Annotated in this window: 24 protein-coding genes, 2 tRNA genes and 1 pseudogene; 10 read left to right on the top strand and 17 right to left on the bottom strand. The window is 41.8% G+C overall.

What is annotated here, in order from left to right; all coding sequences use genetic code 11:
• The first annotated feature begins 33 nt into the window (after positions 1–33).
• Positions 34–1,992 carry a ribonuclease R family protein gene (locus ABWV45_RS08415; RefSeq protein ID WP_353350607.1) on the top strand — a complete coding sequence of 653 codons (1,959 nt, stop codon included), beginning with the start codon at positions 34–36 and terminating at the stop codon, positions 1,990–1,992.
• 47 nt (positions 1,993–2,039) lie between these two features.
• Here the strand turns inward: ABWV45_RS08415 and ABWV45_RS08410 are convergent, their stop codons facing one another.
• Together ABWV45_RS08410 and tcdA are read right to left on the bottom strand one after the other, a co-directional pair.
• A complete protein-coding gene (locus tag ABWV45_RS08410; RefSeq protein WP_353350606.1) occupies positions 2,040–2,759 on the bottom strand; it encodes a spermidine synthase in 720 nt (239 codons plus the stop codon).
• 15 nt (positions 2,760–2,774) lie between these two features.
• The gene (gene tcdA / locus ABWV45_RS08405; protein WP_353350605.1) at positions 2,775–3,554 is read right to left on the bottom strand and encodes a tRNA cyclic N6-threonylcarbamoyladenosine(37) synthase TcdA; all 780 of its coding nucleotides are present in this window, start codon (positions 3,552–3,554) and stop codon (positions 2,775–2,777) included.
• Between the two features lie 320 nt (positions 3,555–3,874).
• Here tcdA and ABWV45_RS08400 point away from each other — a divergent pair, with 320 nt between their 5' ends.
• The 9 genes from ABWV45_RS08400 to ABWV45_RS08360 all read left to right on the top strand — a co-directional run bounded on the left by ABWV45_RS08400 (position 3,875) and on the right by ABWV45_RS08360 (position 14,341).
• A complete protein-coding gene (locus ABWV45_RS08400) occupies positions 3,875–4,951 on the top strand; it encodes an AraC family transcriptional regulator (protein WP_353350603.1) in 1,077 nt (358 codons plus the stop codon).
• A gap of 252 nt (positions 4,952–5,203) precedes the next feature.
• Entirely contained in the window at positions 5,204–6,184 is a 981-nt protein-coding gene (locus ABWV45_RS08395; RefSeq protein WP_353350601.1) for a LysR family transcriptional regulator, read from the top strand.
• A gap of 673 nt (positions 6,185–6,857) precedes the next feature.
• Complete coding sequence (locus tag ABWV45_RS08390; RefSeq protein ID WP_353350599.1) at positions 6,858–7,253, top strand: MerR family transcriptional regulator; 396 nt, start codon at positions 6,858–6,860, stop codon at positions 7,251–7,253.
• 76 nt (positions 7,254–7,329) lie between these two features.
• A complete protein-coding gene (locus ABWV45_RS08385) occupies positions 7,330–8,502 on the top strand; it encodes an isovaleryl-CoA dehydrogenase (RefSeq protein WP_353350597.1) in 1,173 nt (390 codons plus the stop codon).
• A 104-nt stretch (positions 8,503–8,606) separates the two neighbouring features.
• A complete protein-coding gene (locus ABWV45_RS08380) occupies positions 8,607–10,214 on the top strand; it encodes a carboxyl transferase domain-containing protein (protein ID WP_353350595.1) in 1,608 nt (535 codons plus the stop codon).
• A gap of 2 nt (positions 10,215–10,216) precedes the next feature.
• Positions 10,217–11,023 carry an enoyl-CoA hydratase/isomerase family protein gene (locus ABWV45_RS08375; protein ID WP_353350593.1) on the top strand — a complete coding sequence of 269 codons (807 nt, stop codon included), beginning with the start codon at positions 10,217–10,219 and terminating at the stop codon, positions 11,021–11,023.
• Positions 11,016–13,037: an acetyl/propionyl/methylcrotonyl-CoA carboxylase subunit alpha gene (locus tag ABWV45_RS08370; protein WP_353350591.1), complete on the top strand. Its 2,022-nt coding sequence runs from the start codon at positions 11,016–11,018 to the stop codon at positions 13,035–13,037. Before ABWV45_RS08375 ends, ABWV45_RS08370 begins: the two co-directional genes overlap by 8 nt.
• Before the next feature lies 1 nt (position 13,038).
• Positions 13,039–13,947: a hydroxymethylglutaryl-CoA lyase gene (locus tag ABWV45_RS08365; protein ID WP_353350589.1), complete on the top strand. Its 909-nt coding sequence runs from the start codon at positions 13,039–13,041 to the stop codon at positions 13,945–13,947.
• A gap of 52 nt (positions 13,948–13,999) precedes the next feature.
• Complete coding sequence (locus ABWV45_RS08360; RefSeq protein ID WP_353350587.1) at positions 14,000–14,341, top strand: hypothetical protein; 342 nt, start codon at positions 14,000–14,002, stop codon at positions 14,339–14,341.
• Here ABWV45_RS08360 and ABWV45_RS15530 read toward each other — a convergent pair.
• The 15 genes and pseudogenes from ABWV45_RS15530 to ABWV45_RS08290 all read right to left on the bottom strand — a co-directional run bounded on the left by ABWV45_RS15530 (position 14,338) and on the right by ABWV45_RS08290 (position 26,430).
• Positions 14,338–14,715, bottom strand: coding sequence for a CZB domain-containing protein (locus ABWV45_RS15530; protein WP_502914672.1), 378 nt, complete (start codon positions 14,713–14,715; stop codon positions 14,338–14,340). The genes ABWV45_RS08360 and ABWV45_RS15530 overlap by 4 nt on opposite strands.
• Before the next feature lie 84 nt (positions 14,716–14,799).
• Positions 14,800–15,060: pseudogene (locus ABWV45_RS15525) on the bottom strand (methyl-accepting chemotaxis protein); the annotation flags it as partial.
• Between the two features lie 535 nt (positions 15,061–15,595).
• Positions 15,596–16,768, bottom strand: a complete 1,173-nt coding sequence (locus ABWV45_RS08350) for a DesA family fatty acid desaturase (protein WP_353350583.1) — start codon at positions 16,766–16,768, stop codon at positions 15,596–15,598.
• A 23-nt stretch (positions 16,769–16,791) separates the two neighbouring features.
• On the bottom strand, positions 16,792–17,622 hold the full coding sequence (locus ABWV45_RS08345) for a Tim44 domain-containing protein (RefSeq protein ID WP_353350581.1): 831 nt from the start codon (positions 17,620–17,622) through the stop codon (positions 16,792–16,794).
• 118 nt (positions 17,623–17,740) lie between these two features.
• Entirely contained in the window at positions 17,741–18,487 is a 747-nt protein-coding gene (locus tag ABWV45_RS08340) for a MipA/OmpV family protein (RefSeq protein WP_353350579.1), read from the bottom strand.
• A gap of 143 nt (positions 18,488–18,630) precedes the next feature.
• Complete coding sequence (locus tag ABWV45_RS08335) at positions 18,631–20,892, bottom strand: YgiQ family radical SAM protein (protein WP_353350577.1); 2,262 nt, start codon at positions 20,890–20,892, stop codon at positions 18,631–18,633.
• Between the two features lie 344 nt (positions 20,893–21,236).
• Positions 21,237–21,312 (bottom strand) — tRNA-Glu (locus ABWV45_RS08330).
• A 57-nt stretch (positions 21,313–21,369) separates the two neighbouring features.
• Positions 21,370–21,445 (bottom strand) — tRNA-Ala (locus ABWV45_RS08325).
• A gap of 153 nt (positions 21,446–21,598) precedes the next feature.
• Positions 21,599–22,165: a rhodanese-like domain-containing protein gene (locus ABWV45_RS08320; protein ID WP_353350575.1), complete on the bottom strand. Its 567-nt coding sequence runs from the start codon at positions 22,163–22,165 to the stop codon at positions 21,599–21,601.
• A 206-nt stretch (positions 22,166–22,371) separates the two neighbouring features.
• Positions 22,372–22,815 carry a DUF2802 domain-containing protein gene (locus ABWV45_RS08315; protein ID WP_353350573.1) on the bottom strand — a complete coding sequence of 148 codons (444 nt, stop codon included), beginning with the start codon at positions 22,813–22,815 and terminating at the stop codon, positions 22,372–22,374.
• A gap of 104 nt (positions 22,816–22,919) precedes the next feature.
• Complete coding sequence (locus tag ABWV45_RS08310) at positions 22,920–23,402, bottom strand: chemotaxis protein CheW (protein WP_353350571.1); 483 nt, start codon at positions 23,400–23,402, stop codon at positions 22,920–22,922.
• A gap of 148 nt (positions 23,403–23,550) precedes the next feature.
• Positions 23,551–24,477 (bottom strand): chemotaxis protein CheW, encoded by a 927-nt coding sequence (locus ABWV45_RS08305; RefSeq protein ID WP_353350570.1) that lies wholly within the window; start codon positions 24,475–24,477, stop codon positions 23,551–23,553.
• A gap of 3 nt (positions 24,478–24,480) precedes the next feature.
• Positions 24,481–24,792 carry a hypothetical protein gene (locus tag ABWV45_RS08300; RefSeq protein WP_353350568.1) on the bottom strand — a complete coding sequence of 104 codons (312 nt, stop codon included), beginning with the start codon at positions 24,790–24,792 and terminating at the stop codon, positions 24,481–24,483.
• Between the two features lie 4 nt (positions 24,793–24,796).
• Complete coding sequence (locus ABWV45_RS08295; protein WP_353350566.1) at positions 24,797–25,576, bottom strand: ParA family protein; 780 nt, start codon at positions 25,574–25,576, stop codon at positions 24,797–24,799.
• A 113-nt stretch (positions 25,577–25,689) separates the two neighbouring features.
• Positions 25,690–26,430, bottom strand: coding sequence for a flagellar motor protein MotB (locus tag ABWV45_RS08290; protein ID WP_353350564.1), 741 nt, complete (start codon positions 26,428–26,430; stop codon positions 25,690–25,692).
• Positions 26,431–26,435: the final 5 nt, after the last annotated feature.

Here is a 26,435-nt window from a genome sequence, read left to right as displayed (position 1 = left end):
GCTGTACCCCAATACTAGGCAAAGTGATAACATGTGGATAATTTTTTTACTTACAGTTATATCATGCTTAATTCCGATAGCTTAGCTCAGCTCAAAGCACTGAAATCCAACATTCAGACGCAGCAAGAAGCCAGATTGAAGCAAGGCACCGTCCGTGGTAGCCAAGGCCGATTTGGATTTGTCGCCACTGATGATGGTGAATCTTACTTTTTAACCCCTGATGAAATGGCAAAAGTCTTTCCCGGGGATGTCATACAATTCAGCGAAACCGAGGACGATAAAGGTAAAATACAAGCCGTTCCGGAAAAGCTCATTAGTACACAATTCAAACAATGTACTGGGCGTTTTCAAAAACGTGGTAAAGCTCAATTTGTCGAACCCGATACTCGTACTAGCACCCACTGGTTGTACATTCCTCCAGATGCATGCGAAGGACTTGAAGACAACGATTGGGTAGTGTGTGATGTCACTCGTCACCCTTTCGCTAATGGCAAACCTCAGGGCAAAATTGTACGCAAAATTGGGCAGCTGTCTGATGCCAGTTTTGAACGCAGCTACGCCATAGAAAAGCATAATTTAAGCCATGAATGGCCAGAAACCACGTTTTCTGAATTAGCCTTATTATCAGAAGAAAGCATCGAGAAAATGGCTGAGGGTCGTGAAGACCTAACCACCCTACCTTACGTTACCATCGACAGCGAACATACCCGCGACATGGACGATGCCCTATTTGCCCAAGCCACAGACGATGGCTGGCTGCTTAGCATTGCCATCGCCGACCCAAGCAGTTGGTTTGGTATGAACACCAACCTTGACCAAGAAGCCGCACGCCGTGGAAACTCATTGTATTTTCCTGGTCGCAGTTTACCAATGCTGCCTCAAGAGCTTTCCAACAGCTTATGCTCACTACTTGAAGGTAAAAACCGTCTGGCCTTGGTATGTAACATTCAAATGGACAAGCAAGGTGAAGTACTTTCTTATGAATTTAAAGAAGCCCTTGTACGCTCCCATGGCAAACTAAGCTACCAGCAGGTAACTCAGTTTATTGATGGCGACCAATCAGTCGTTGATGGCAGCCTAACGGTTCACCTTCAGCACTTGTATGAAGCTAGTCTGGCCCTGAACAGTCACCGCCGTAGCAATAACTTAATCATGGAAGACCGTCCTGACTACTACCTAACAGTAGGAGACAACGGCAAACTTCAAACTGTTTATAAATCTGAACGCAACAGTGCACAAAAGCTAGTTGAAGAAGCCATGCTCGTAGCCAACCTTTGCTGCGCAATGCACCTTCAAACCATCGGCAATGGCATATATATCCAACACCCAGGTTTTCGAACCGAACGTATTGGCGATATTAAAACTATCGTTGAGCAACAAGGTATTGAGTTTGAAGGGGAATTTACAACCCCAGAGGGCTACAAAGCATTTATTAAAGCAGTTGAACAAAAACCTTCAGAGCTGCCACTTAAAACCATTCTTAGTCGCTTCCTGACTCGTAGTGAGTTTAGCCAAGAAGCCGGTCCACACACCGGCATGGGGTTTGAGTGCTACACCACCTTCACCTCACCTATACGTAAATACAACGACTTATTAGTGCACCGCATAATTAAAGCCCATTTGAACGAACAAAAAGCACCGGACATTAACGCTGATATTATTGCTCACCTTCAAGAAACGTTAATCACTGGCCGACAAGCAGTGAACTTAGCGGAAAGCTGGCTTAAACTGCAATTCCTTGAGAATCTTCCACAAAAAGAATTTGCAGGTAAAATCGTGCAAACCAACATCGGTGGTTGTACCGTTCAATTGGTGGATTTGGGTATCGAAGGATTTGTGGATTTACGTAAAAGCAAAAAGCGCCTGAATTTTGATAAGGTGTATCTGCGTCATAGCAATGACAACACCAGCTATCAACTAGACCAAGAAGTCACTGTAAAAATCAAAAACCTAGATATTCAAGGGCGTAAATTAGATTTAACATTCGTTTAAATTTAATATCGTTAAAAAATGCCCAATCATTGATTGGGCATTTTTGTTTATAACTGACGCAACCCCACTTTTAATCGGCACGTTTTTCGACGCTTATCTAACTCTTTATATTTCATTAGTGCATCAAAAAACATGGTTTTACTTATCTGGCTTCGATTGAGGCTCACAATTCCATTATCGTACAAGGGGTGTCGCATAATATACGCAGACTCAAATTTGGGTTTATAAACCCTTAAATGATTCAGCTGTTGCTTCCCTATGGTGTTCATACTCAGTACACCATTTTTACTCAATACGTTTTCATATAATGAAAACACATCATCAAAGGCCACCTCTCTTTCTGGCTCACCACTGACATGTTGAAACACATCGTCTAGTACCCAATCAAATTTTGAATTTAATTTAGACAATTCAACATAAGCATCCCCTTTAATCACTGTTATATCATTTGGAATCTTAAAATAGCGTTTTGCAATTTCAATGTGCAGGGCTTCGCGCTCTATACACGTAATGTTGCATTGAGGAAAAAAATGTCGAATCAAATGAATAACCGTACCACCACCTAACCCCAGAACCAAAACATGTCTAGGGGGCTTTGCAAGAAAGAAACCCGGTAAGACCAGTAGATCCCAAATAGCACCGTTTATTTTATGGTTAGGATTGTATTGACTGTGCAGTACCCCATTACTGTATAGGCGAACGCTATTGCCAGCACTGCGTACTTCAATCAGGTCATTGCCCTGTTTTTTTTGAAAGATAACCGCCATCAGGATTAACAGATTCTAAGCATTAGCTTTTAATGCCATTTTTTCAGCAACTTTTGCCGCTGCCACAAAACCAAAACTTGCCGTCACCATAGTCGCGGCTCCAAAACCCCCTGAGCAATCTAATTTAGCCACTCCATTTTCAAAATTCTTTTGCATACAAACAGAGCCATCAGGCTGGGGGTATTTTAATTGCTCGGTAGAATACACACAGGTTATCGAATAATTACGTTTTGGATTTCGGGAATAACCATATTCACGTCTTAGAATACTGCGAACTTTTTTTGCCAACGGGTCGTTGTGAGTTTTATTCAAGTCACCAGTTGTGATTTGCGTCGGGTCGGTTTGGCCACCTGCGGCTCCTGTCATAATCACGGGCACTTTATTACGTTTACACCACGCCACTAAAGCTGCTTTCACTTTTACTGAATCAATAGCATCTACAACATAATCCATTCCGTTTAAATATTGCGCCATATTACTAGGGGTTAAAAAGTCCATAATTGGCTTAACCACAAGATCAGGGTTGATGCTTTTTAGCCGATCTGCGGTTGCCTCTACTTTCAACTGACCAACCGTGTGGTTAAGTGTGTGTAGTTGGCGATTGGTGTTGGTAATACAAATATCGTCCATATCTATCAAGTGAATTTCACCAAAGCCTGTTCTTGCTAGTGCTTCAGCAGCCCAAGAGCCAACACCACCAATGCCAATCACAGCTACTTTACTGTGCTTAAAGGCATGCAATGCATGACTGCCATATAATCTTGCGATACCCGCAAATCGATCCTGAAAACTCACATGAAATACCTATTTAAAACTGGCCCAATTATATCAGCCCCATTACTAAATCGAACATAAATTACCAGCTAATATCATTCGCTTTCAAAATGTCACAATTGTTGCAATTTAACCACACTAATAACCTTACGTTACTAAAACAAAACCCTTATCAAACATTTAATTTTAGCATTATGTGGATAATGGCCAATCATTCAAGGTTCTATGCTTTTGGAGCAAAATATTATTGCGAACAGTTATTCATACCTTAATATGTGCAACTTGATCAAAAAGACAATAAAAAGAACCCACTCACTGGCAGTAATTGTGACAGGAATAACGTGAACCAACCCATGAATTTTTATTCAAATGCCGACCACCAACTTTCTGTTTTAGGTGATCAGCCTTACCCCGCATTTGAATTACGAAATATCATTCGTTACTTCGATACTCATGAAGCAAGTTTTTCGGCTAGGTTACTTGAACACATCAAAGTGACTCGTGAAGAATTACTGAATGATACCGTTGCAGCCTTTAAAGTGCTTGCTGCGCTTAAGTTTTGCGCGCAACATTTTGGCCCCATTGCAGGGGCGCGTATAGGTGCTACCTATCAAGTAAGTGACCTAGGTGTATTTGGATATGCTGTGGCCTCTGCTGGTAACCTTGGTCATGCTTTCGAAATTGAAAGCAAGTACTACTCGCTTTTGGGGAATCTACTCAAGCGCAGCAATGCGTTTATAGATAACACCATGTACGCCACCATGTATAACGTGCAAAACATTGATGATGAATCACTGGCCTTTTTTGTGGCTTTAGGTAATTCATCTCGTATTCATATCTCTCGCAGTATTTTTGGGGATGATATTAGTTTTGATCATGTGCAGTTTACCTTTGATGACGAGTCTAATCGTCAAGAATATGAGGCCCTGTACGGCTGTAAAGTTAAATTCAACTGCCCACAAAACAGCTGGGCTTTAGATACTCGATTATTTAATCGTGAACGTAAAGACGGTAATAATGCAGATTGCACACGTTATTTACCCTACTGCAATGAGTTAATGGCTCAACTCAGACAAAAAGAATCCTTGGTCAATGATATTCAGCAAATTTTTGTGAATTGCGCAGGTGATTATCCTGACATAGAAATGCTTGCCAGTGCGTTTAACGTCAGTTCTCGCACATTAAGACGACAACTGGCTAATGTTGGCACATCGTACCAAAAGATACTTAATAAAGTGCGCTGCCAATTATCCATTGAATATTTAATTCGCACCGACATTGCCATTGAAGATATCTCTAACCTAATTGGCTTTAGTGATGTCACTAATTTTCGCCATGCATTTAAAAAATGGGTTAATAAAACCCCAAGCGCTTACCGAAAAATGTACCAACAAAAGCACTCTGCTGACAAAAAGTGATATTTGGCTAGTAATCAAATATCACCTTACAACTTAAAAGCCGATTTTCCCTTAATCCAACTATTTCCATCAGCGTCCCTGCCCCGCGAATAAGCGATAGCAAATGTGAAAATCGAACAGCACGTTAACGGTTAAATGACCCACAACCCACTCAAACCTGTAGTATCAAACAAAGACTATATTAAAGGGTTTACGCTGGTCTTTTTGACATTTATACCCCATCATTTAGCAAAATAAATGAAATAGAACCCTATGCTCGATCTCAACCAAATGTCGGTATTCATTAGAGTTGTACAAGACGGTAGCTTTACAGCTGCTGCTCGCAGCCTAAGTATTCCAAAATCTAGGGTCTCTCGTATGATTACGGACCTAGAAGATAAACTAAGTTTACGTTTACTAGAGCGTACCACGCGTGAAATACGCCCAACTGATATTGGTCTTCAATATTATGAGCAATACAAACCATTATTTGAAGAAATTATCGACATACATGAACGCATCTCCGACAATCAAAAAGAACCCAGTGGCCACTTAAGGGTATCCGCCCCAGTGGGCTTGGCCATCGACATGATGGGATACTGGATGGCTTCGTTTAAAGAAACTTATCCATTAATTGATTTAGAAATCGTTTTTAACGACGGTAATATTCACTTAATTCGTGATGGTTTTGATGTGGGGTTTGCCCTTGGTCATTTAGAAGACTCTAGCCTAATCGCTCGAAAAGTGGACGACACTGACCCTATTTTATGTGCAAGCCCAGAGTTTATTAAAAAGTACGGGCCGTTTGACCACCCTGAACAGCTCAAAAATGTACCTTGGATAAAAACCGGTACACGTAATGGTTTTTCACACAGAGCCAGCTTTATTCATAAAGAGTCAGGTGAACGTATTGAAATTAATCAACCCAGCTCCGTAACCGTTAACCATCTCGAAATTGCCAAACACCACATGCTCGCAGGACAAGGGGTTGCCATTACCTCTACATTTTTAACCTATGAGGCATTAACCGAAGGGCGCTTACAAATTCTGTTACCCCAATGGCAAATTGAACAAGAACCTTTTTATTTAGTCTTCCCAAGCGGCAAACATCAACCAAAAAAAGTACGTGCATTTATTGACCACTTCATTGCTAAATCAAATGAATTAGACGAATTAATTAAACAATTCGATAGCTCTACAGAAGATGATAGATTAGTACTTTTGAAAAAACTCATTGTCGAGAAGCGGATATAAGGTATTCGATAACCAATTGGGGAATCACGGACCAAGGTGTCTCAATAGTTCCATCAGAGGCGAGCAACTCACATCGCAATGAGGATTTAAACTCCATCCTGATGTGACAAACCTTAGATCATTAACACATAACACACCCAAAGGGTTTTAGACTGAGAAACGTGACACTTTTATTACATTCGCCATCCAGTTAAAACCCTAACAGTCACCCCATCACAACCCCTATTGGCCATTTCGGACATTTTTTAACCCCCCTTAAAATGGCGTTTTTAACCCTTTTGTAACACTCGGTCACACTAAAACCCAGCAACCATCAGGGCTGCTTTAGGTTACCCACAAAACCTGTGGATAACTTGGTTAATAAGTATTTGAAAACTCTCGCAAACGCCCATGAATTCAGGGGGTAGCTTAAATTGCTTTTTTTTCAAACAATTTAAAATATCCTTTATTTTCAATAACTTACAGAATGCAATAGATAATTAAAGCCAATTTAGGACTTACCAGTATAAATCTCATCCATTGTATTATTAATGTGCATAACCAATACAATACATGTTCAATGTTAGAGCAAACACACTCATTCTTTTGGATTAGTAATCCCTAAAATTGACCCAAAAAATCATTTAACAAATTTTACGTTGACGTAAACGTAAAGCTAAACTTAAATACAGATATGAACAAAAACAAAACATACAGTATTAGTGATTTATCTCAGCGCTTTGACATCACCACTCGAGCCATTCGTTTTTATGAAAGTGAGGGGTTACTTAGCCCTAATCGCGAGGGACAAAAGCGCATTTATAGCAAAAAAGATTACATTACCTTAAAGCTTATTTTAAGGGGCAAGCGCTTAGGCTGGTCACTAGCTGAAAGCCGTGAACTGATTCAAATGTACAACCCCAAACAAGATAATGAAATTCAGTATCAAAAAGTGCTAGAAAAGGTACATGAAAGCCGAGAGCGCTTACAGCAACAATTGCATGATATCGAAATCATGCTTGTTGAATTAGACGAACATGAAAACCGAGTCAACACAGAACTAAAGGGCTTAACTAAAGGCAGTCCATAACAATAATGGTCTAATGCTTAATTGTTAACCTCACCACTAGGTAACGGGCATGCTTCCCTTGACCGCAGGAGATACCATGAAATCTACCTACCATGAACTAAATTTCGGCCTAGGCGAAACCATCGACATGCTAAAGGCCCATGTAAACGAGTTTGCATACAAAGAGGTAGCACCACTGGCTGCATCAGCCGATAAAAACAATGGCTTTCCTAATCAACTTTGGAAAAAATTCGGCGATATGGGCTTACTAGGCATAACCGCAGAGGAAATCTACGGTGGCACAAACATGGGCTATCTTGCCCATGTGATTGCAATGGAAGAAATCAGCCGCGCTTCTGCGGGTATTGGTTTAAGTTATGGTGCTTTTTCAAATCTGTGCGTGAACCAATTAACCAAAAACGGCACCCCTGAACAAAAAGAAAAATATCTACCCAAGCTTATTACCGGTGAACACATTGGCGCGTTGGCCATGAGCGAGCCCAATGCAGGCTCAGACGTAGTCAGCATGAAGTTAAGAGCCGAGCAAAAAGGCGACATATTCATTCTAAATGGCAACAAAATGTGGATCACCAACGGCCCAGATGCCCATGTCTATGTAGTTTACGCCAAAACCGATTTTGAAAAAGGCAGCCACGGCATGACCGCGTTCATTATTGAGCGGAACTTTGCAGGGTTCAGCCGTGGAGAAAAACTCGACAAGCTGGGCATGCGCAGCTCCAACACTTGTGAGCTGATCTTTGAAAATTGCGAAGTTCCTTCTGAAAACATTCTAGGTGGTTTAAACCAAGGGGCTCGGGTTCTCATGAGCGGCTTAGATTACGAACGGGTTGTGTTGTCTGGCGGCCCCACTGGCATCATGCAAGCTTGTATGGACTTAGTAGTACCTTATATTCACGAACGTGAACAGTTCGGCCAAAGCATTGGTGAGTTTCAATTAGTACAAGGAAAAATCGCCGACATGTATTCCACCATGAATGCCTGTAAATCCTATTTATATACAGTAGCTGCCGCTTGCGACCGTGGTGAAACCACCCGCAAAGATGCTGCAGGAGTGATCTTATACACAGCAGAAAAGGCCACACAATTAGCCCTAGATGCCATTCAATTATTAGGTGGCAATGGTTACACCAATGATTATGACGCAGGACGCTTACTACGAGACGCTAAGCTTTATGAAATTGGCGCAGGCACCTCAGAGATTCGCAGAATGCTGATTGGCCGTGAAATTTTCAATGAATCAAAACGTTAAAATCAATTTTATAATTCAGCTATTTAAAGCGTCATAAGCGACGATATAGCGAGGCAAACCGTTTTAACCAAGCTAGACCAAGCGCAATAGCTTTAAGGTGACATATGCCAACACTACATTCTATCATCAATCCCAACTCCGCCGAGTTCAAAGACAACCACGCATTTAATTTAGACTTGGTGTCCGATTTAAAAAAACTAATCAATACCATTTCTCAAGGTGGCGGCAGCGCAGCACAAGAGCGCCACAAAAGTCGTGGAAAACTATTAGTCCGAGAACGCATTGCCGAACTAATTGACGAAGGCTCGCCTTTTTTAGAAATGGGTCAACTGGCAGCCTATCAAGTGTACGACGAAGACGTGCCCTGCGCTGGCGTGGTGACCGGGATAGGAATGGTCAGCGGTGTGGAATGTATGATTGTGGCCAACGATGCCACCGTAAAAGGTGGCTCCTACTACCCTCTTACGGTTAAAAAACATTTACGGGCCCAAGAGATTGCACAAAAAAATTATCTACCTTGCATCTACTTAGTGGACAGTGGCGGTGCCAACTTGCCGCGCCAAGATGAAGTGTTCCCCGATAAAGAACACTTTGGCCGCATCTTTTTTAATCAAGCCAACATGTCCGCCATGGGCATCCCCCAAATTGCAGTGGTTATGGGAAGTTGTACCGCAGGGGGTGCTTATGTACCCGCCATGGCCGATGAATCCATTATTATAAAACAACAAGGCACCATCTTTTTAGCTGGCCCGCCTCTTGTACAAATGGCCACAGGTGAAGTGGTAGACGCCGAAACATTAGGTGGTGGCGACATGCACACAGCACTCAGTGGAGTCGTCGATCATTTAGCTGAAAACGACGAGCACGCATTACAAATCGCAAGACAAGCCATTGACCGTTTAAACTGGCACAAACAAACAACCTTAGATATTCGTGATGTCATAGCACCGTTATACGATGCCAACGAACTTTACGGCATCATTCCCCAAGATCTTAAAAAAAACATGGATGTAAAAGAGATCATTGCACGCATAGTCGATGGCAGTGAATTTGATGAGTACAAAGCCCGCTTTGGTAACACTTTAATTTGTGGATTCGCACGTATTTATGGTCAGCCTGTGGGAATCATTGCCAATAACGGCATATTGTTTTCCGAAAGTGCTCAAAAAGGCGCAAACTTTGTAGAGCTATGTTGTAAACGCCATATTCCCTTAGTGTTTTTGCAAAACATAACAGGGTTCATGGTAGGTTCAAAATACGAACAAGAAGGCATCGCTAAACACGGTGCAAAAATGGTGAATGCCGTTGCCTGTGCAAAAGTACCTAAATTCACCTTAGTTATTGGCGGAAGTTTTGGTGCGGGCAATTACGGTATGTGCGGTCGCGCTTATGATCCAAACTTCATGTGGATGTGGCCAAATGCTCGCATTAGTGTAATGGGTGGCGAACAAGCGGCAGGGGTTATGTCATTAATCACCAAGGGCGCAAAAGAAAAACGCGGTGAGAGTTTCAGTATTGAAGAGCAAGCAAACTTTAAAAAACCGTTATTAGAAAAATATGAAAACGAAGGACACCCCTATTATGCCTCCGCTCGTTTGTGGGATGACGGCATTATCGATCCCGCCCAAAGCCGTGAAGTTTTAGGACTTGCACTTAGTGCATCACTTAACGCGCCACAACAAGAAACTCAATTTGGTATTTTTAGGATGTAACGATGACAAATATGACTCAAGCATCTTTATTAATCGAAATTGCAAACGGTCTTGCGACCCTGACATTAAATCGCCCAGAAGTTCACAACGCATTTGATGATGAGCTCATTCAAAACATCACCACCGCACTAAAAAAAATAGAGCAGCGCAACGATGTACAGATTGTAGTGCTGACGAGCCAAGGCAAACATTTTAGTGCAGGGGCTGATTTAAACTGGATGAAACGCATGGCCACATTAACCGAGCAACAAAACAAAGACGATGCCCAACAGTTAGCTGAGCTTATGCACACCCTCAATCATTTATCTAAACCTACATTGGCTTTAGTCAATGGGGCAGCCTATGGCGGAGCAATTGGCCTTATTGCCTGTTGTGACATAGCACTGGCCACGCAGCGCAGCCAGTTTTGTTTAAGTGAAGTTAAAATTGGATTAAGCCCTGCGGTTATCAGCCCATATGTAATAGCGGCAATTGGGTCTCGTCAAGCCCGTCGCTATTTTTTAAGTGCTGAAGCCTTTGATGCTAACCAAGCACACCAAATTGGTTTGATACATGACGTCGTCGCCGATGAAGCGCAATTAAAAAACAGCAGCCAGCAACTTATTAAAACACTTTTAAAAAATTGCCCTCAAGCCATGGCCAAAACCAAACAACTGATAAAAACAGTGAACAGTGGTGAATGTGATCAAGCCATGCGCGACTACACTGTAAATTTAATCGCCTCTATTAGAGTCAGTGCAGAGGGTCAAGAAGGGTTGACTTCATTTTTAGAAAAACGCACGGCAAATTGGGTCAACGATTATGAATAAACACAATAAAACCTTGTCTCGATTACTCATCGCTAATCGCGGCGAAATTGCCATTCGCATCATGAAAAGCGCTCAAGCCATGGGGATACACTGCATTGCGTTATACAGTGACGCCGACGAACATGCTCAACACGTTAAAAAAGCGGATGAAGCTTGGTACATTGGCCCAAGCCCAGCAAAAGACAGTTACTTAAACGTAGCCAAAATCTTGCAGATAGCACAACAATCAAACGCCGATGGAGTACACCCAGGTTATGGTTTTTTATCTGAAAACCCAGGCTTTGCACAGGCCATTAAAAAAGCAGGCCTTATTTGGATTGGCCCACCTGTAAACGCCATAGAAGCCATGGGGTCTAAAAGTGAATCAAAAGCCATTATGGAAAAAGCCAATGTACCACTGGTACCTGGCTATCATGGTGACAATCAAGACGATGCTTTTTTAACCCAACAAATTTTGCACCTAGGTTTTCCAGTATTAATCAAAGCCAGTGCAGGTGGCGGCGGCAAAGGTATGCGTGTCGTCGAAAACGAGCAAAGCATTGCAGCGGCTATCCTAGGGGCTAAACGAGAGGGCTTAAACAGTTTTGGCGACGATAAGTTATTGGTAGAAAAATACATCACCCGCCCTCGACATGTGGAAATTCAAGTGTTTTTAGATGAATTAGGCAACGGCGTATATCTGTTTGAGCGTGATTGTTCGATACAACGCCGCCACCAAAAAATATTAGAAGAAGCGCCCGCACCAGATTTCCCACAAGCTCATCGTGAGGCAATGGGCGAAGCCGCTCTCAAGGCCGCAAAAGCCATTCACTATGTGGGAGCAGGTACGGTAGAGTTTTTATACGACCCAAGCCAAACCGATTCACCCTTCTACTTCATGGAAATGAACACTCGCTTACAAGTAGAGCACCCAGTAACCGAAATGATCACAGGGCTGGATTTAGTGGCTTGGCAAATTAAAGTAGCCCAAGGTGGAAAATTAGCACTCAGCCAAGATCAATTAAGCATTCATGGACACGCCATAGAAGTACGAGTCTATGCAGAAGATCCAGACAATGACTTTTTACCCACCACAGGAAAAATAGCCTACTTACAAACCCCTAAGCTTATTGATCAACGTGTACGTTTAGACAGTGGCGTACAACAAGGTGATGAAATCAGCCCCTTTTATGATCCTATGATTAGTAAATTAATCGTATGGGGTGAAGACCGAGCTGCCTGCATAAACCAATTAAAACTTGCACTACAGGCCTATCAAATTTCAGGCATCACCACCAACCTTGGATTTTTACGCAAAATTGTTGAAGTGGACGATTTTAAACAAGGTAAAGTGAATACCCAGTTTATTGATGCACATACCACTGAATTAAACTCACCTGAAGCAGCCAGCCATCATCATCTAATTGCGGCTGTGTGTCAGCGAATACTGACCCGTGACAAGCATATGCTTAAAAACAAACAAGACAGTAACAACCCATGGCATAACCATTCTAGTTTTCGTTTGAACCAACAATCGATTGAAACCTTAACCTTGATTTCTCTTGGTAACCCTATAAAGCTTAACGTCGAGCATATAAACAATCATATACAAACAAACCAATGGAAAATCACCATTCATGATCAAACCTATTTGGTTTGCGCCAACCTAGAAGGCACTCGATTACATTATCAACTAAATGGCGTTTGGCAGTATGCCAACGTGCTTAGCCACAACAATCACACCTTAGTTTATGATGAGAAAAGCCAAAGCCAATTTGAATATCCGCAACGAAATTATAATCAAGTCCACCAGCAACAAGGCAGCCTAACCGCCCCTATGAACGGCACTATCATTCAGATAAATGGAAAAGTTGGTCAGCCTGTTAAAAGCGGCGACACATTGATCATCATGGAAGCCATGAAAATGGAACATGCTATTAAAGCTCCTAAAGATGGCGTCATCGAAGCGGTGTTTTTTAACGTGGGGGATTTAGTGAATGAAGGCAACCAATTAATTGATTTAGCCGAGGCCTAGTATGTCTTTACCAACTCATGTGGAGTTAATTGAAGTGGGCGCTCGTGACGGCCTGCAAAACGAATCCATTATACTGCCCGTGGCCACACGCGTAGAATTAATTAAACGCTTAGCCCGAAGCGGGCTGAAAAAGATCGAAGCTGGCAGTTTTGTTTCACCAAAATGGGTGCCGCAAATGGCCAACACCGATCACGTTTTAGAAACCTTAAACACAAGCGGCATCAAACAGCAGACAGGTGCGCACTTTTCAGTACTGACCCCCAACCTGCAAGGGTTACAAGGAGCAATACAATATCATGCCGATGAAGTTGCCATCTTTGGGGCCGCCAGCGAGGCTTTCACGCAAAAAAATATTAATTGTTCAATTGAACAAAGCCTGACTCAATTTGAAAGTGTAATAACAACAGCTAAGCAACATAACCTGCCCATACGTGGTTATGTTTCAACGGTTATTGGTTGCCCTTACCAAGGATACATTGAGCCACAAACAGTCGCCCGTGTTGCTAAAACCTTATATGACATGGGTTGCTATGAGATTTCATTAGGCGACACTATCGGTGTAGGAACACCGGTTAAGTTTAAACACATGTTAGATGCGGTTTTGAAATACATTCCAGCAGAAAAGCTAGCCATACATTGTCATAACACCTATGGACAAGCATTAGTCAATATTTACACCAGCCTAGAATACGGCATCAATAAAATCGACAGCGCTGTGGCCGGTTTAGGAGGATGCCCTTATGCCAAAGGGGCCAGCGGTAATGTCGCCACCGAAGACGTGTTATACATGTTACAAGGCATGGACATTGTAACCGGCGTTGACCTAAAGGCGGTCATCGATACAGGTAATTGGATTTGTGAAACACTGGGCCGTGAAAATCAAAGTAAAGTGGGAGTAGCCCTGTCTTGATTGCACAAAATTAATTAAACTAAGTAAAATTTTTTATTAGTTTAAATAATTCATGAAAATTAAAGACGCAAAAGTATACGATTTATGCGAAGTGGCCAAACTTGCACAAGCAGATATTCAAGCAAAGTACCCAAACGTGGATCCAATTATCGGCATTAGCCATCAACTTCGAAAGGCTGGCTTTGCAGCAGATACCTTAACCATTGAAAACCCATTAAATGATACTCGAATCATTATGGTGTTACATGATAATAAGGTAGAAATTGTAGATTATGAATTTGGCAGAATCTCGCAAGATCCGTCATTCAATTTTACAGAAATTAAGCTAAGTGAATTAACTCAACAGCGTTTGTTTGAGATGATGCAAAACGCTCTGGTTTCGCCCTTAAATTAAAATAGATCTACTTCCGCACTAACATTTACAGGTTCATCTCTGAGAGTCTTAAATATTTCATCAATCATGCCATCTAATATATCTTGTACAACTTGACTGGCCTCTTCCATTTTTTTCAAATGAGTAATGGTTAATTCACGGTTCTTATCGTAATTTGCTTTTAACGCTTTCATACCATTTTCATGTACCGATTTATGAGGTTCATTCAGTTTGGCATACGAGGATAAATGAGAGAACGAAGCCTTCCCTTCCCCTTCAAAGTACCACTTACCTAAGCGACATTGTGTATGGTCAGCTATCTCTAAACTAACGTCTTTTTGTGGATATTGTAGATTTTGGTATACGCAGTTTTTCCAATCAATATGATCGAGCATGACTGTAGTAATAAACGACGCATAAGAGGCTTGCGTGATCACTTTTTTCATTTGGTTAGAAATACTTAACACTTCACTTACGGTCGTGATGAGGGTTTCTGTATTGTCTGTCATTCTTTCGGTTTTAACCGCTGTGGCCCCAATACCCTCTTTAGTATCTTTTGTTTGAGTATTGATCTGTGAAACCAAACTACTGATATTTTCAGTGGCTTCGCCAGTGCGCTTAGCTAAGTTTCTGACTTCGTCGGCAACCACAGCAAAACCTCGCCCTTGCTCTCCTGCTCGAGCCGCTTCAATAGCAGCATTTAAAGCAAGTAAGTTAGTTTGGTCGCTGATATCGACAATGGATTTTACAAATTCGTCAATTTTAATCGTTACATCACTGACAGATTCTATGCGATTTTGCGACACAACAGATTCATCACGGATTTCTTCTAACTGCTGATATAGTGAATCCAAAGACAAACTGGCTTGTGAGAACAGGCTACTGGCCTCATTGATTCGAATACGTTCAGCGGAGAGTTCACCAACAAAGTGACTGGCGTGCTCTCGTATATCGGTTAATCGTGTACTACTGGTGCCCCATAACTCTTGAATAGAATGATATTCATGGTTGGTTTTTTGTTGATTTGCTAGATGACTAAAAGCATCTTGTAATGCTTGCTCAAGCTCAAGTACTCTTTCATTTAGTTTGGTATTTTCTTGCTCAGAAGATTGCAATTTTTGTTCTAACAGTTTGATTTGCTTACTACCAAACATGGCATTACCCTTATAGCGAATACCTTAAAGTCTAGTTCACGGATGATAACTGTAAAGATTGATGAAACATATAGGCATAAAAAAAGGAGCCTATTGCTCCTTTTTTAAATTTAAAGACGAATTACGCCATTTTAGTACTGTACTGACGTAAACTTTGCGAGAACTCCTCCAGCGCACGAATACCGCTTTCCTCAGCCTCTTTACACCAAGCCTGCATGGCTTTTAAAAACTCGTCGCGACTTGCGGTACGTTTTTTCCATACCAGTTGAAGCTCCTGTTTCATTTTATAGACTTTTTCAACCATTTCGTTATGAGCCAACAAGTCTGCTAATTGCTCACGATAGTTTTCGCTAAGCAGAGCCTCTTCTTTACGCAATAATCGCTTAACACGAGCAAACGGCAAATTAAGGTTAGATTCTTCTTTCTCTTGCTTGGCCACTGGCTTTAATACACTTTTATAGAACTTAGCCATAATTTGAAAACGATTGTTCGCTGCTGCCAATGCTGAATCAAAGTCTAACTCTAGTTTGTTTTTATCGATGGCCATAACAGGGCCCGTACGAATATTTTTAATCAAACCTAGTGTTTTAAAAATAGTTATGTACATCCAACCAATATCAAATTCCCATTTTTTAACGGATAATTTGGCTGAATTTGGGTAGGTGTGATGATTGTTATGAAGCTCTTCTCCGCCGATCCAAATACCCCAAGGACTAATATTTGTAGCAGCATCTGAACACTCAAAATTACGATAACCAAGCGCATGACCAATGCCGTTGATAATACCCGCCGCATGAACTGGCATCCACATCATCTGAACCGCCCAAACCGTAATGCCGATAGGTCCAAACATCAGTATGTTAAAACCTAACATGATGAAAATACCTAGAAATTTGTATTTTTGATATACGTTATTTTCAACCCAATCATCAGGGCAGCCCTTACCATAGCGAGTTAATGTTTCTTGGCTTTCTGCTTCATTTTTGTATAGCTCTGCACCTTTCAATAAAACGGTTTTTAACCCTTTTACCACAGGTGAGTGAGGATCATCTTTGGTTTCGCATTTTGCATGATGCTTACGGTGGATAGACACCCATTCTTTCGTAATGGTTGCCGTGGTTAACCACAACCAAAAACGAAAGAAGTTCGCCAACACCGGATTCAAATCCATGGCTCTATGTGCCATGGCACGGTGCAGATAAATGGTCACACTTACGATGGAGATGTGCGTCATAATCAGGGTGTATAACAGTATTTCCCAACCGTTAAGACCCGAGAGACCTAAATCAAACATAATATACTCCTAAAATTCTGGGGTTATTCAGCTTCGATACCAATGATTAACCAAGGGCTGCTTCCCGCTTTTTCTAGATGCCAAACATCGAATACGCCATGCTCTTCATTGCTTTGCATGTCTTTCATTAGGCCACGGAATAAAATACTAATACGGTGACCATCATTGGCTGTAGGCTCTGAACGAACGATACTGGCACTCAAGTCCACAACTTGATTGTCTAGCTGGGTACCATACTGTTGGCGCTGTGCTTGTAACTGAGCCAGTAATTCTGGGTGAACATATTCTTCAATGGTCGTTAAGTTACCGTCATCCCATGCCTTGTGTACCAGTTTAAAATGATCAAGCGCCCCTTGTTCAAAGCCTGTCACATCAAACCCTTGTGGAAATTGTAAAGGGATGCTCTCTTCTTGTGTTGAAGCGGCTTGATTAAAAGCAGTAGCGGTATTCTGGCTAGCTAGGTTGGGCTCTTCAAATGCCCCTCTTTGCATTCCGGCATATTGAGTCTTGGCTTTTGGCCGCGCGAATAATTTAAATAAGACAAATCCAGCAAGAGCAAATAATAGAATATCCATAAACTGAACACCTTCAAACGCACCACTACCAAGTAAATAAGCGAATAACCCACCAGCAAGAAGCCCTCCCATTAAACCACCCATCATACCTGGGCGTGCAGATTTCGCTTTATCAGGTGTCGCTGACGGCTTTGCTGGTGTGGCTGGACTAGCCTTTTTGAAAGGGCTGGTTTTAAAAGCTTTACCAAAACCACCACTGCCAAAACGTTTAGCTTCAGCAGATTCAATGGCCGAAAAGCTGAGCATAGTGGCGAACATTAAGGTGAAAAAATATTTCATTATGGACTCTTATTAAATCTCTTTATTCTATTAAACTTAACTATTAATAAAATTCATATTTTATGAATCTATCAATGAAAAGGGTGAACGATTGTACACTGAATTAATCATGATTGCTTCAAAATAGGTAGGCTACCGCCCCGCCTATTAGTAAGCTCGAACGGGTGTTAACTAAGGGGCTATCGTCGAATTCAGCCCCCTCAATGTTGACATATCGCATAAATCCAGCAGCCAGCCAACCGGACCATAATACCGCTGTACTATAGCCAAACTGCCAGCCGCCATAACCCTGCTCCCCTTGATAGGAACTACGGTTCGCCGTTACAAATTCATCACTCACGCCATATATGTAATCGTGGTAATGAGCACTGGCACTGCGCAGGCCGAATGACATTTGCGGACGTACCTCATAACCATTTAGAAAATATTCTCTGCGCCATACTACCCTTGGACTAATCGAAAAGCCTCTATAGCTAGTTTGAGTGAAGTCCGTACCTATGGCACCACGAATAGGGAACGACAAAAACAAGGCATTACCTTTTGCCCGATCACCTAAAAAGTAATAATGCAGGGCTGGGCCTACTTCAATTATATAGTCAAGATCATCCATACCTTGGCGAGCTTGGCTTTTTTCACTATCTACTTTTACCGCTCCGCCAAAACTGAGCTCTAATGACCAGTTACCTGAATGCCATAAATTTCCCTGAATCAGGTTTCGGTCAATCGTGAGCTTCTCGCTTCGATAACGTAAATAAGGAAAAGGCAGGTAAAACTGCTCGGCTTCATCACTGCCTATGTAATGGGGGACGCTCACCGCAGACATGCCAAACCCCGCTTCTAACTGAGCATATACTGGTGATATCAAGATGCTAACCATAAACAGCACACAAAGATAACGGTATAAATTAGTTTTCATGAAGGGTTTAATTACTCAGGTTTGATCATTCGAAACTATCATCCCTTTGCGTCATGACGACTACATGACACAAAGTAATATTAATAAAGCCATTAGCGTTTTGGCTTATTCTTGGCTTTAAACTTAGGTTTGCCTGAATGAGCATTACCCGCAGGGGGGTTGCCGCTTTTTGCTTTTGGCGTACTTGGCAGGCCATTATGCTGCGTTTTTGCCACAAAGGACTTTTTAGCGCCTGTGTGTTTGGACACAAATTTTTTACCTTCGCGGCGCGCATCTTTTTCGCGGCCAGTTTCAGGTGGCACCAAGTGCTTAGCCCCTCGACCGATTAAATGCGCTTTACCCATTTTCTTTAAAGCTTTGCGCAATAACGGCCAGCTTTCTGAGTCATGGTATCGCAAGAATGCTTTGTGTAACGCACGCTGCTCTTTGGTCTTAGCAGCAAAAACCGGTTCGTGGTTTTTAGCTTTAATTGGCTTTAATGGGTTACGTTCCGTAGCAAACATAGTACTGGCGGATGCCATAGGCGACGGATAAAAGTTTTGAACTTGATCCACCTTAAAGTTATTTTCTTTTAACCACAAAGCTAAATTTAGCATGTCTTTATCGGTACTACCGGGGTGAGCACTAATAAAATAAGGGATTAAATATTGCTTTTTACCCGCTTCTTTCGAGTACTTCTCGAACATCTCTTTAAATTTGTAATAAGTGCCCATGCCGGGCTTCATCATTTTGGTTAATGGTCCATCTTCCGAGTGCTCTGGAGCAATTTTCAAATAACCGCCCACATGATGAGTGACTAATTCTTTAACATATTCTGGGTCTTCTACTGCTAGGTCATAACGCAACCCTGAAGCCACAGCGATACGTTTGACCCCCTCAATATTACGGGCTTTTCGGTATAACTGAGTAGTATGGGAGTGATCAGTCTCAAGATTACTGCAAATAGTTGGGTACACACAACTTGGTCTGCGGCAATTTTCTTCGATGACTTTGTCCTTACAATTTAGGCGATACATGTTGGCCGTTGGACCGCCTAAATCTGAAATAGAACCAGTAAAACCTGGGGTTAAATCTCGAATATTTTCTATCTCATTTAATATGGAGCCTTCCGATCGACTTTGAATGATGCGCCCTTCGTGTTCGGTAATACTACAAAATGTACAACCACCAAAACAACCGCGCATGATATTCACACTAAAGCGAATCATGTCATAGGCCGGTATCTTAGCTTTGCCATAAGTTTGATGAGGCACCCGTTTATAGGGGCGTTCAAATACCCAATCTAGTTCTTCCGTGGTTAACGGAATAGGCGGTGGATTCATCCATACATCGTTACGTCCATGGGCTTGCACTAACGCCCGAGCATTACCCGGATTAGTTTCTTTATGGAATACCCTATCTAAGTGGGCATAAAGAGCATTATCAGACTTCACTTGTTCAAGTGACGGCAGGCGAATGTAGCTGGCGTTAGGATCTGTTTTGCGCATTTGCATATGAGGTACAATTTGAATGACTTGCGCGCCGTCTTTCTTTAAAGCCTCTTCTTGCGCTTTCGCTTCTTCATCGATCATCTCATAAGGGCTTTTATGGGCTTTAATTTTACCCGGCTGATCTAACTCGGTACTGTCTATTTGTACCCAATCCAAAGGAAGCTGCTTACGCAGGTAACCTGTACCACGTACATCCTGAATATCCGTAATGACCTCACCAGCCGCAAGGCGGTGTGTCACTTCGATTAAGGCTCGCTCGGCGTTGCCATAAAACAGCATATCCGCTGTGCTATCTAGCAAAACACTACCGCGAATACGGTCTTGCCAATAATCGTAGTGACTCAAGCGACGTAAGCTAGCTTCGATTCCACCAGCGATAATAGGCACCTCTTTTTTATACACTTCACGTAGTTTTTGTGTATAAACCGTCACTGCGCGATCAGGGCGTTTACCTCCTATATTACCAGGGGTATAAGCATCATCATGACGTACTCGGCGATCCGCCGTATAACGGTTAATCATGCTGTCCATATTGCCCGCTGACACCCCAAAATATAAATTAGGTTTACCCAGCACTTTAAAGCTTTCAATGTCTGTCCAGTCTGGCTGGCAAATCAACCCAACACGGAACCCTTGGGCCTCTAATGTACGCCCAATAACCGCCATACCAAAACTTGGGTGATCCACATAAGCATCACCGCACACAATGATCACATCGCAGCTATCCCAACCTAGCTGATCCATTTCTTTTTTGCTCATAGGCAAAAATGGCGCGGGCTTTAAATCCGCACGATATGGGGCATAAGTGGTGATATCAGTGGGTTGCAATGCTGGCACTGAGGTGTTGGCGGGTTTCGCTGGCATAAGGTGTGATTTCGGTACGACAAATAATGGGGTAATTGTACGCGTACACGGGCTATTTAAAAACCTCATAAAGTGTAATGACTAAGATGTCATGCCGAACAGCAAAGCGCCTGTTACTCTGTTATTTTTTCACCGCACATCAAAAGAATTCTACAGTGTGCTAGAAAGTCGTATTGTAGACGCTGACTTAGGCCATTAAAACGAGATAGATAAACAATCAAAGACAGAAAACTCTATTAACGAAGCATAAAATTGATATTCATAAATACTGCATTAGCAAAATACAAAACAGCTGCACAATGAAATTTGCACATTTATAAAATAATTTATAGAGAAAAAAGAAATGGTATCCCGTAGGGGAGTCGAACCCCTGTTACCGCCGTGAAAGGGCGGTGTCCTAGGCCTCTAGACGAACGGGACACTAAGGCTTGTCTTTTTCATTCTCTAACGTGAAGGCCTTGAAAAAGAAAGTTTAATTGGTGGAGCCTAGCGGGATCGAACCGCTGACCTCAACACTGCCAGTGTTGCGCTCTCCCAGCTGAGCTAAGGCCCCACACACCTCGATATTCGAGATGGCGTGCATTATACGGATTGATTCCTTTTTGTCACCCCTATTTCATTATTTTTTTAGAATTAAAACAAGCTGTTACGCCAATCATTGAAGATTCTTATCTTCATTTAGCGATCAGTATCAACTTAAAGGGGCTTAATGAGCTAAAGAGCGTACTGTTGGGGCTATTGGCTGAGAATAACCTTGGGATTTAGCTAGTTGCACCTGTTCTAGTGCGTCTTTCATTTGCACTCGCCACGGGCTATCTGCAGAATCTTGTCTGGCTAGGTTATCTCGACTCTCTCCCATCACAACCGGTAGGTCTAAAGCTAACCATGTAAAATAACCATCTTTAAAATAGTGTACGTTCTCATACCCCCATGCAACGGCTAAGAATGTGGCCACTGCACTACGATAGCAATGGGCGCTATTACAATAAATAACAATTGGAATATCTTTATCCAGTGTTTCAATTAAATATAGGTCATTGAAATCCCGCTTTAAGTCCAAATGTACCGCACTTCTGATGTGACCTAACTGAAACTCAAACTGGTCTCGAACATCAATAAAAGTGGCACCTTTTTCAAATAAATTTAAGGCTTCAAATGCATCAATAGTATTCGCACCTTTAATGGCTTCAATCTGTTCAGCATTGGCCATCCAAGGCATTACGATACAACTTATTGTCAATAAGGTTCGCTTGACATATTTTGTAATGTTCACGACCTTCTCCTTTTACAACAGTATTAACTTGAGTATAGGTGCTTCAGCGCGGTGAACTTGTAACTTATATTTGTAATAACTAAGGAGGGTTATAGCCTTTTATACCAAGCAATTATTTGACTAATTCTTCCCTGAGTCTATGAATCACATTGGAAAAGGCATAAAAAAACCACCTCTCAGTGGTTTGGTTTATAACAATGCTATATTTAGTGGACTGCTTTATGGGAGTTACTTGGTACCTGTCGCTTGCAATTTAACGATAGTAATAGCTCCGCTTCAGAGTGGCTAAATCCACAACTATTTACTAGGTCAGATTCCGATGCGCCCATTGCAATCAACCGTGAGGCTTGATCATACGATGGGTGCTCTGGTTGAGAATTTAATATAGAGAATTGTTTTTTAAGCACGTCATCCAGCTTTCTTTCCGTATCTAAAACTTTTTGTCCCATACCAATTGCACTTTTAGAAAGCGAAGCCATATCTTCATGAAGTCGTCGATTTATAACCGCTTGCTGTCGGTTTTGTTTTTTTAATTTTCTAAAACTAACACCAACCATTAAACATGCCACTGTGGCCATGCTGATTGAACTAATTAATGAAATAGATTGTATGGGTATACTACTAACCCAAGTTGAGACAAGTTCTAACATAATTCACTCGCAGTTGCCGTAAAGGCAAATTTTAATTTTATTATGGACACCAAACCCAATTTGAGTTTGGTGCCAACTGCATTTAAGAGTGCTTATAATATTGTTTAAAAGTCGTTAAGTTCAGCCCATTCTTCATCGGACATCATCTTCTCAAGATCAACCAAAATAAGCAGCTCTTCATTTTTATGACATACACCTTGTATAAACTTAGCGGTTTCTTCATTGCCAACATTGGGGGTTGTTTCTATTTCAGATTGACGCAAGTAAACCACTTCGGCCACTGCGTCCACTAAAATACCCACCACTTGATTCTCTGTTTCAATGATCACTATACGTGTTTGATCATTAGTTTGAGTTTCACTCAGACCAAACCTCAAACGTGTATCGATTACCGTCACCACATTACCGCGTAGATTAATGATACCCAATACATATGGTGGCGCACCCGGAACAGGGGCAATTTCGGTATAACGCAGTACCTCTTGTACTTGCATTACATTGATGCCATAGGTTTCGTTATCTAAACGAAAGGTAACCCACTGCAACACGGGATCTTCAGCTACCCCTTTTGCTTCATAGGTACTCATTCACTCTCTCCTATATATAGCGTAGCCAACCTAAGCGAGCTAATTCCGCCAGCAGCCAAGAAAGCTTGGCTATACGTCAAATTCATAACATTCCTTGTTATTAGTTTAGACTAGAGCAGGTTGTGTGCCAGTCAAGAATGGAAAACTATTAACTGGCTTCTGCATGTAAAAGATCAATTAAAGTATCCACATGTATTAACGCACACATATGATCAATAACCGTTCCTGATAGCCATTGACGCTTACCTTCTTGAGAGCGCCACTTTACTTGATCAGGTTCAAGGCGCACCGTACTGTGGACTTTTTTACAAGCTAACGTCCACTGACTGCGCTGAAGTTGAATCACATACTCGAAACCATCTCGGGCTAAATTAAAGCCTTTTTCAGGCATGATATATTGAGCGGTATCGACTACGTATAGGTTTTGGTCATTTTCGTTATAAGCCCCAATAAACCAACTTGGCCGACCGATCAAATGATTGGTTTCATGCTCCACTTTAATGATTTTACCTAACGACTCCATTGGCACCGCCAGTTTTAAACCGCACACATCAAACAATAAAACGTCAAAAGATTGCTGGGCCCATTCTGGCGCTTGTGGAAAACGTAGTTCTTCTGGTTTTGCAGTTATTTGTACCGCTGCAACTTCTTCTACCTGAGGCTCAATATCTTCTGCTTGTATTTCAAGCTTTGTATCTACTTCAGCAGGTGTTGTAACCGATGCTTCAACTGGCGAGGAGGGTTCTGTTTGTGGCTCGGCCACAGTTTGTGTTATCGGCTCAGCAGTAGCATCGTGGGTTGTTGTTTCAAAATCGGTTACGACTTGTGGTTCAGTCACAACAACATCAGGAATATCTACTTTAGCCTGTGTTTCTATAACCGTTTGAGGTTCTGTAGCAGTTTCAGTAATGTCTAGGGTTGGTTGTTCTGTGATGCTCTGTTTAACTTCAGTAACTTCATCTTCAGTTACATCAGGAAATAGATCCACCAGCAAAGAATCCATGTACTCTTGTACAACGGTTTCAACATTGGCTGCTTCTTTTAATTGAGTTTTTCTTGGGCTTGGGTTATTCATTTTCTACCCTGCCATTTTTTCCCGTGCTTTTTGGAACAACACCTGGCTTTGTAAAAAAACATAAGACTGCACCTGACCACGGGGTAACTGGGAACCTAATACCAATAATTGCAAGAAACCTTGCCAGAGCTCATGGGTGGTTGGATTGTTAATAGACATCAAAGAAAAGATGTCACTACAGGGTTGAAGTCGATTACCTTGATCAATACTGTCAGACTCAACCCAAGATGATACAGATTGAACTGGCGGCAAAGTAACGTCTAGAAATAAAGTATCTAGGTAATCAATGACCGCTTTATCTGAAGTTCCAGCCATAATATTATGCCGCATTTGCCGTATTGAGTAATGTATTAAGTAGATGCCGATATACCCTGACACCCCTTCCATCCACATCTAACTCTGAGGGAACCTTGCCGATTTCACTGGCATCTCGAAATTTAGTATCAACAGGGATCGACTCTGAATACACTTGATCTCCATATAATTCACGAATCTTTTTAAGTGCATGTATCGATGCATGAGTCCTGCGATCAAATAACGTAGGAATTATGGTAAATGGTAATTGTTTCTTAGTACTCTGCATGACCATTCCCAATGTGTGAGTCATCCGCTCTAACCCCTTCACTGCTAGATATTCCGTTTGTACAGGAATCAATAAACGCTGAGCAGCCGCCAGTGCATTGATCATCAAAACCCCCAATATAGGAGGGGTATCAATTATCACAAATTCGTAATCGTCCCATAAAGTGGCTAATGCTTTTGAAATGACCAAGCCCATTCCCCCTTGACCGGCCACTTTACGCTCTAAAGTAGCCAGGGCAGTACTCGCGGGGAAAAGGTCTATGCCCTCTGAACTTGTATTTCGAATGATCTGTTTGGGTAAAGCATCTGGCACCTTGCCTTCATGCATGAAAAGGTCATACGTGCTGAATTCAATTTCGTCTGGGTCGTATTTAAAATAACTGGTTAACGACCCATGGGGATCTAGGTCTACCATGAGCACACGATGACCCTGCTCACGCAGTAAACCGGCAAGACAAACGGTTGTGGTGGTTTTACCGACTCCACCTTTTTGATTAGCAACGGCCCATACGTGCACGACTCACTCCTTGGCCAAAGTAGCTATGCCATTTTGCTGGCAATTATTGTGACCTGCTTCCATACATGCAGGTTTTGTTCCTACACCTGTTTATTAGGCATAGCAGAAAACCTTTAGTTCGTCATAATTTTCAATCGATTAAATTGATCAAGGTTGCGATAAATCACAAAATTAATTCTCCGATTCATGGCTTGTCCATCTTCATCATCATTTGTAGCAATGGGCTGAAATGGGCCATAATTGACACTTGCCATATGCAATGGAGACACCGAGTCCAACATTAAAAGTTGCTGAATCGCCATGGCTTGTTCTGCACCTAATTGCCAAGGCTTCTCTTTACTAACTTGATTATCCGTCAACACTTCAATTAATAAAAACATTTCATTTTGATTTATTTCTTTTGCAAATCGCGATAGAAAATATTCTCCATCAATTGAAATACTGGTATTCGAACCTGAAAATATTAGATCGCTTGGTAGGGATAATTGTATATTCCCTTCACCGGTTTTAAGCCTAATGGAATGATTGGCGAAATCATCCTTTAACATTATTTTAATACGCTTCATTAATTCTGAAGACGGTTCAGACTTTACGTTTTCTTGTGTCTCTTTACTTTCAAAACTTTGGCTAAAATCGCTCATCAATGTTTGTAAATCTTGCGGTAATTGTACGGCTGAAGGTTTCTCAAAAACCCCTATGAATACTTGGCTCATCTGTTTAAATTTTTCTTGGTTAACCGTAGAAGCCGCATATAGAACAACAAAAAGTGCAAATAATAAGGTCATTAAATCTGCATATGAGACAACCCAACGATTAAGATGGGTAGATTCTGGTGATACATGACGTCTAGCCATGAGTG

Source organism: Oceaniserpentilla sp. 4NH20-0058, from assembly GCF_040371755.1.
Lineage (GTDB): Bacteria > Pseudomonadota > Gammaproteobacteria > Pseudomonadales > Oceanobacteraceae > Bermanella.
This window is presented reverse-complemented; position numbering and strand designations above follow the sequence as displayed.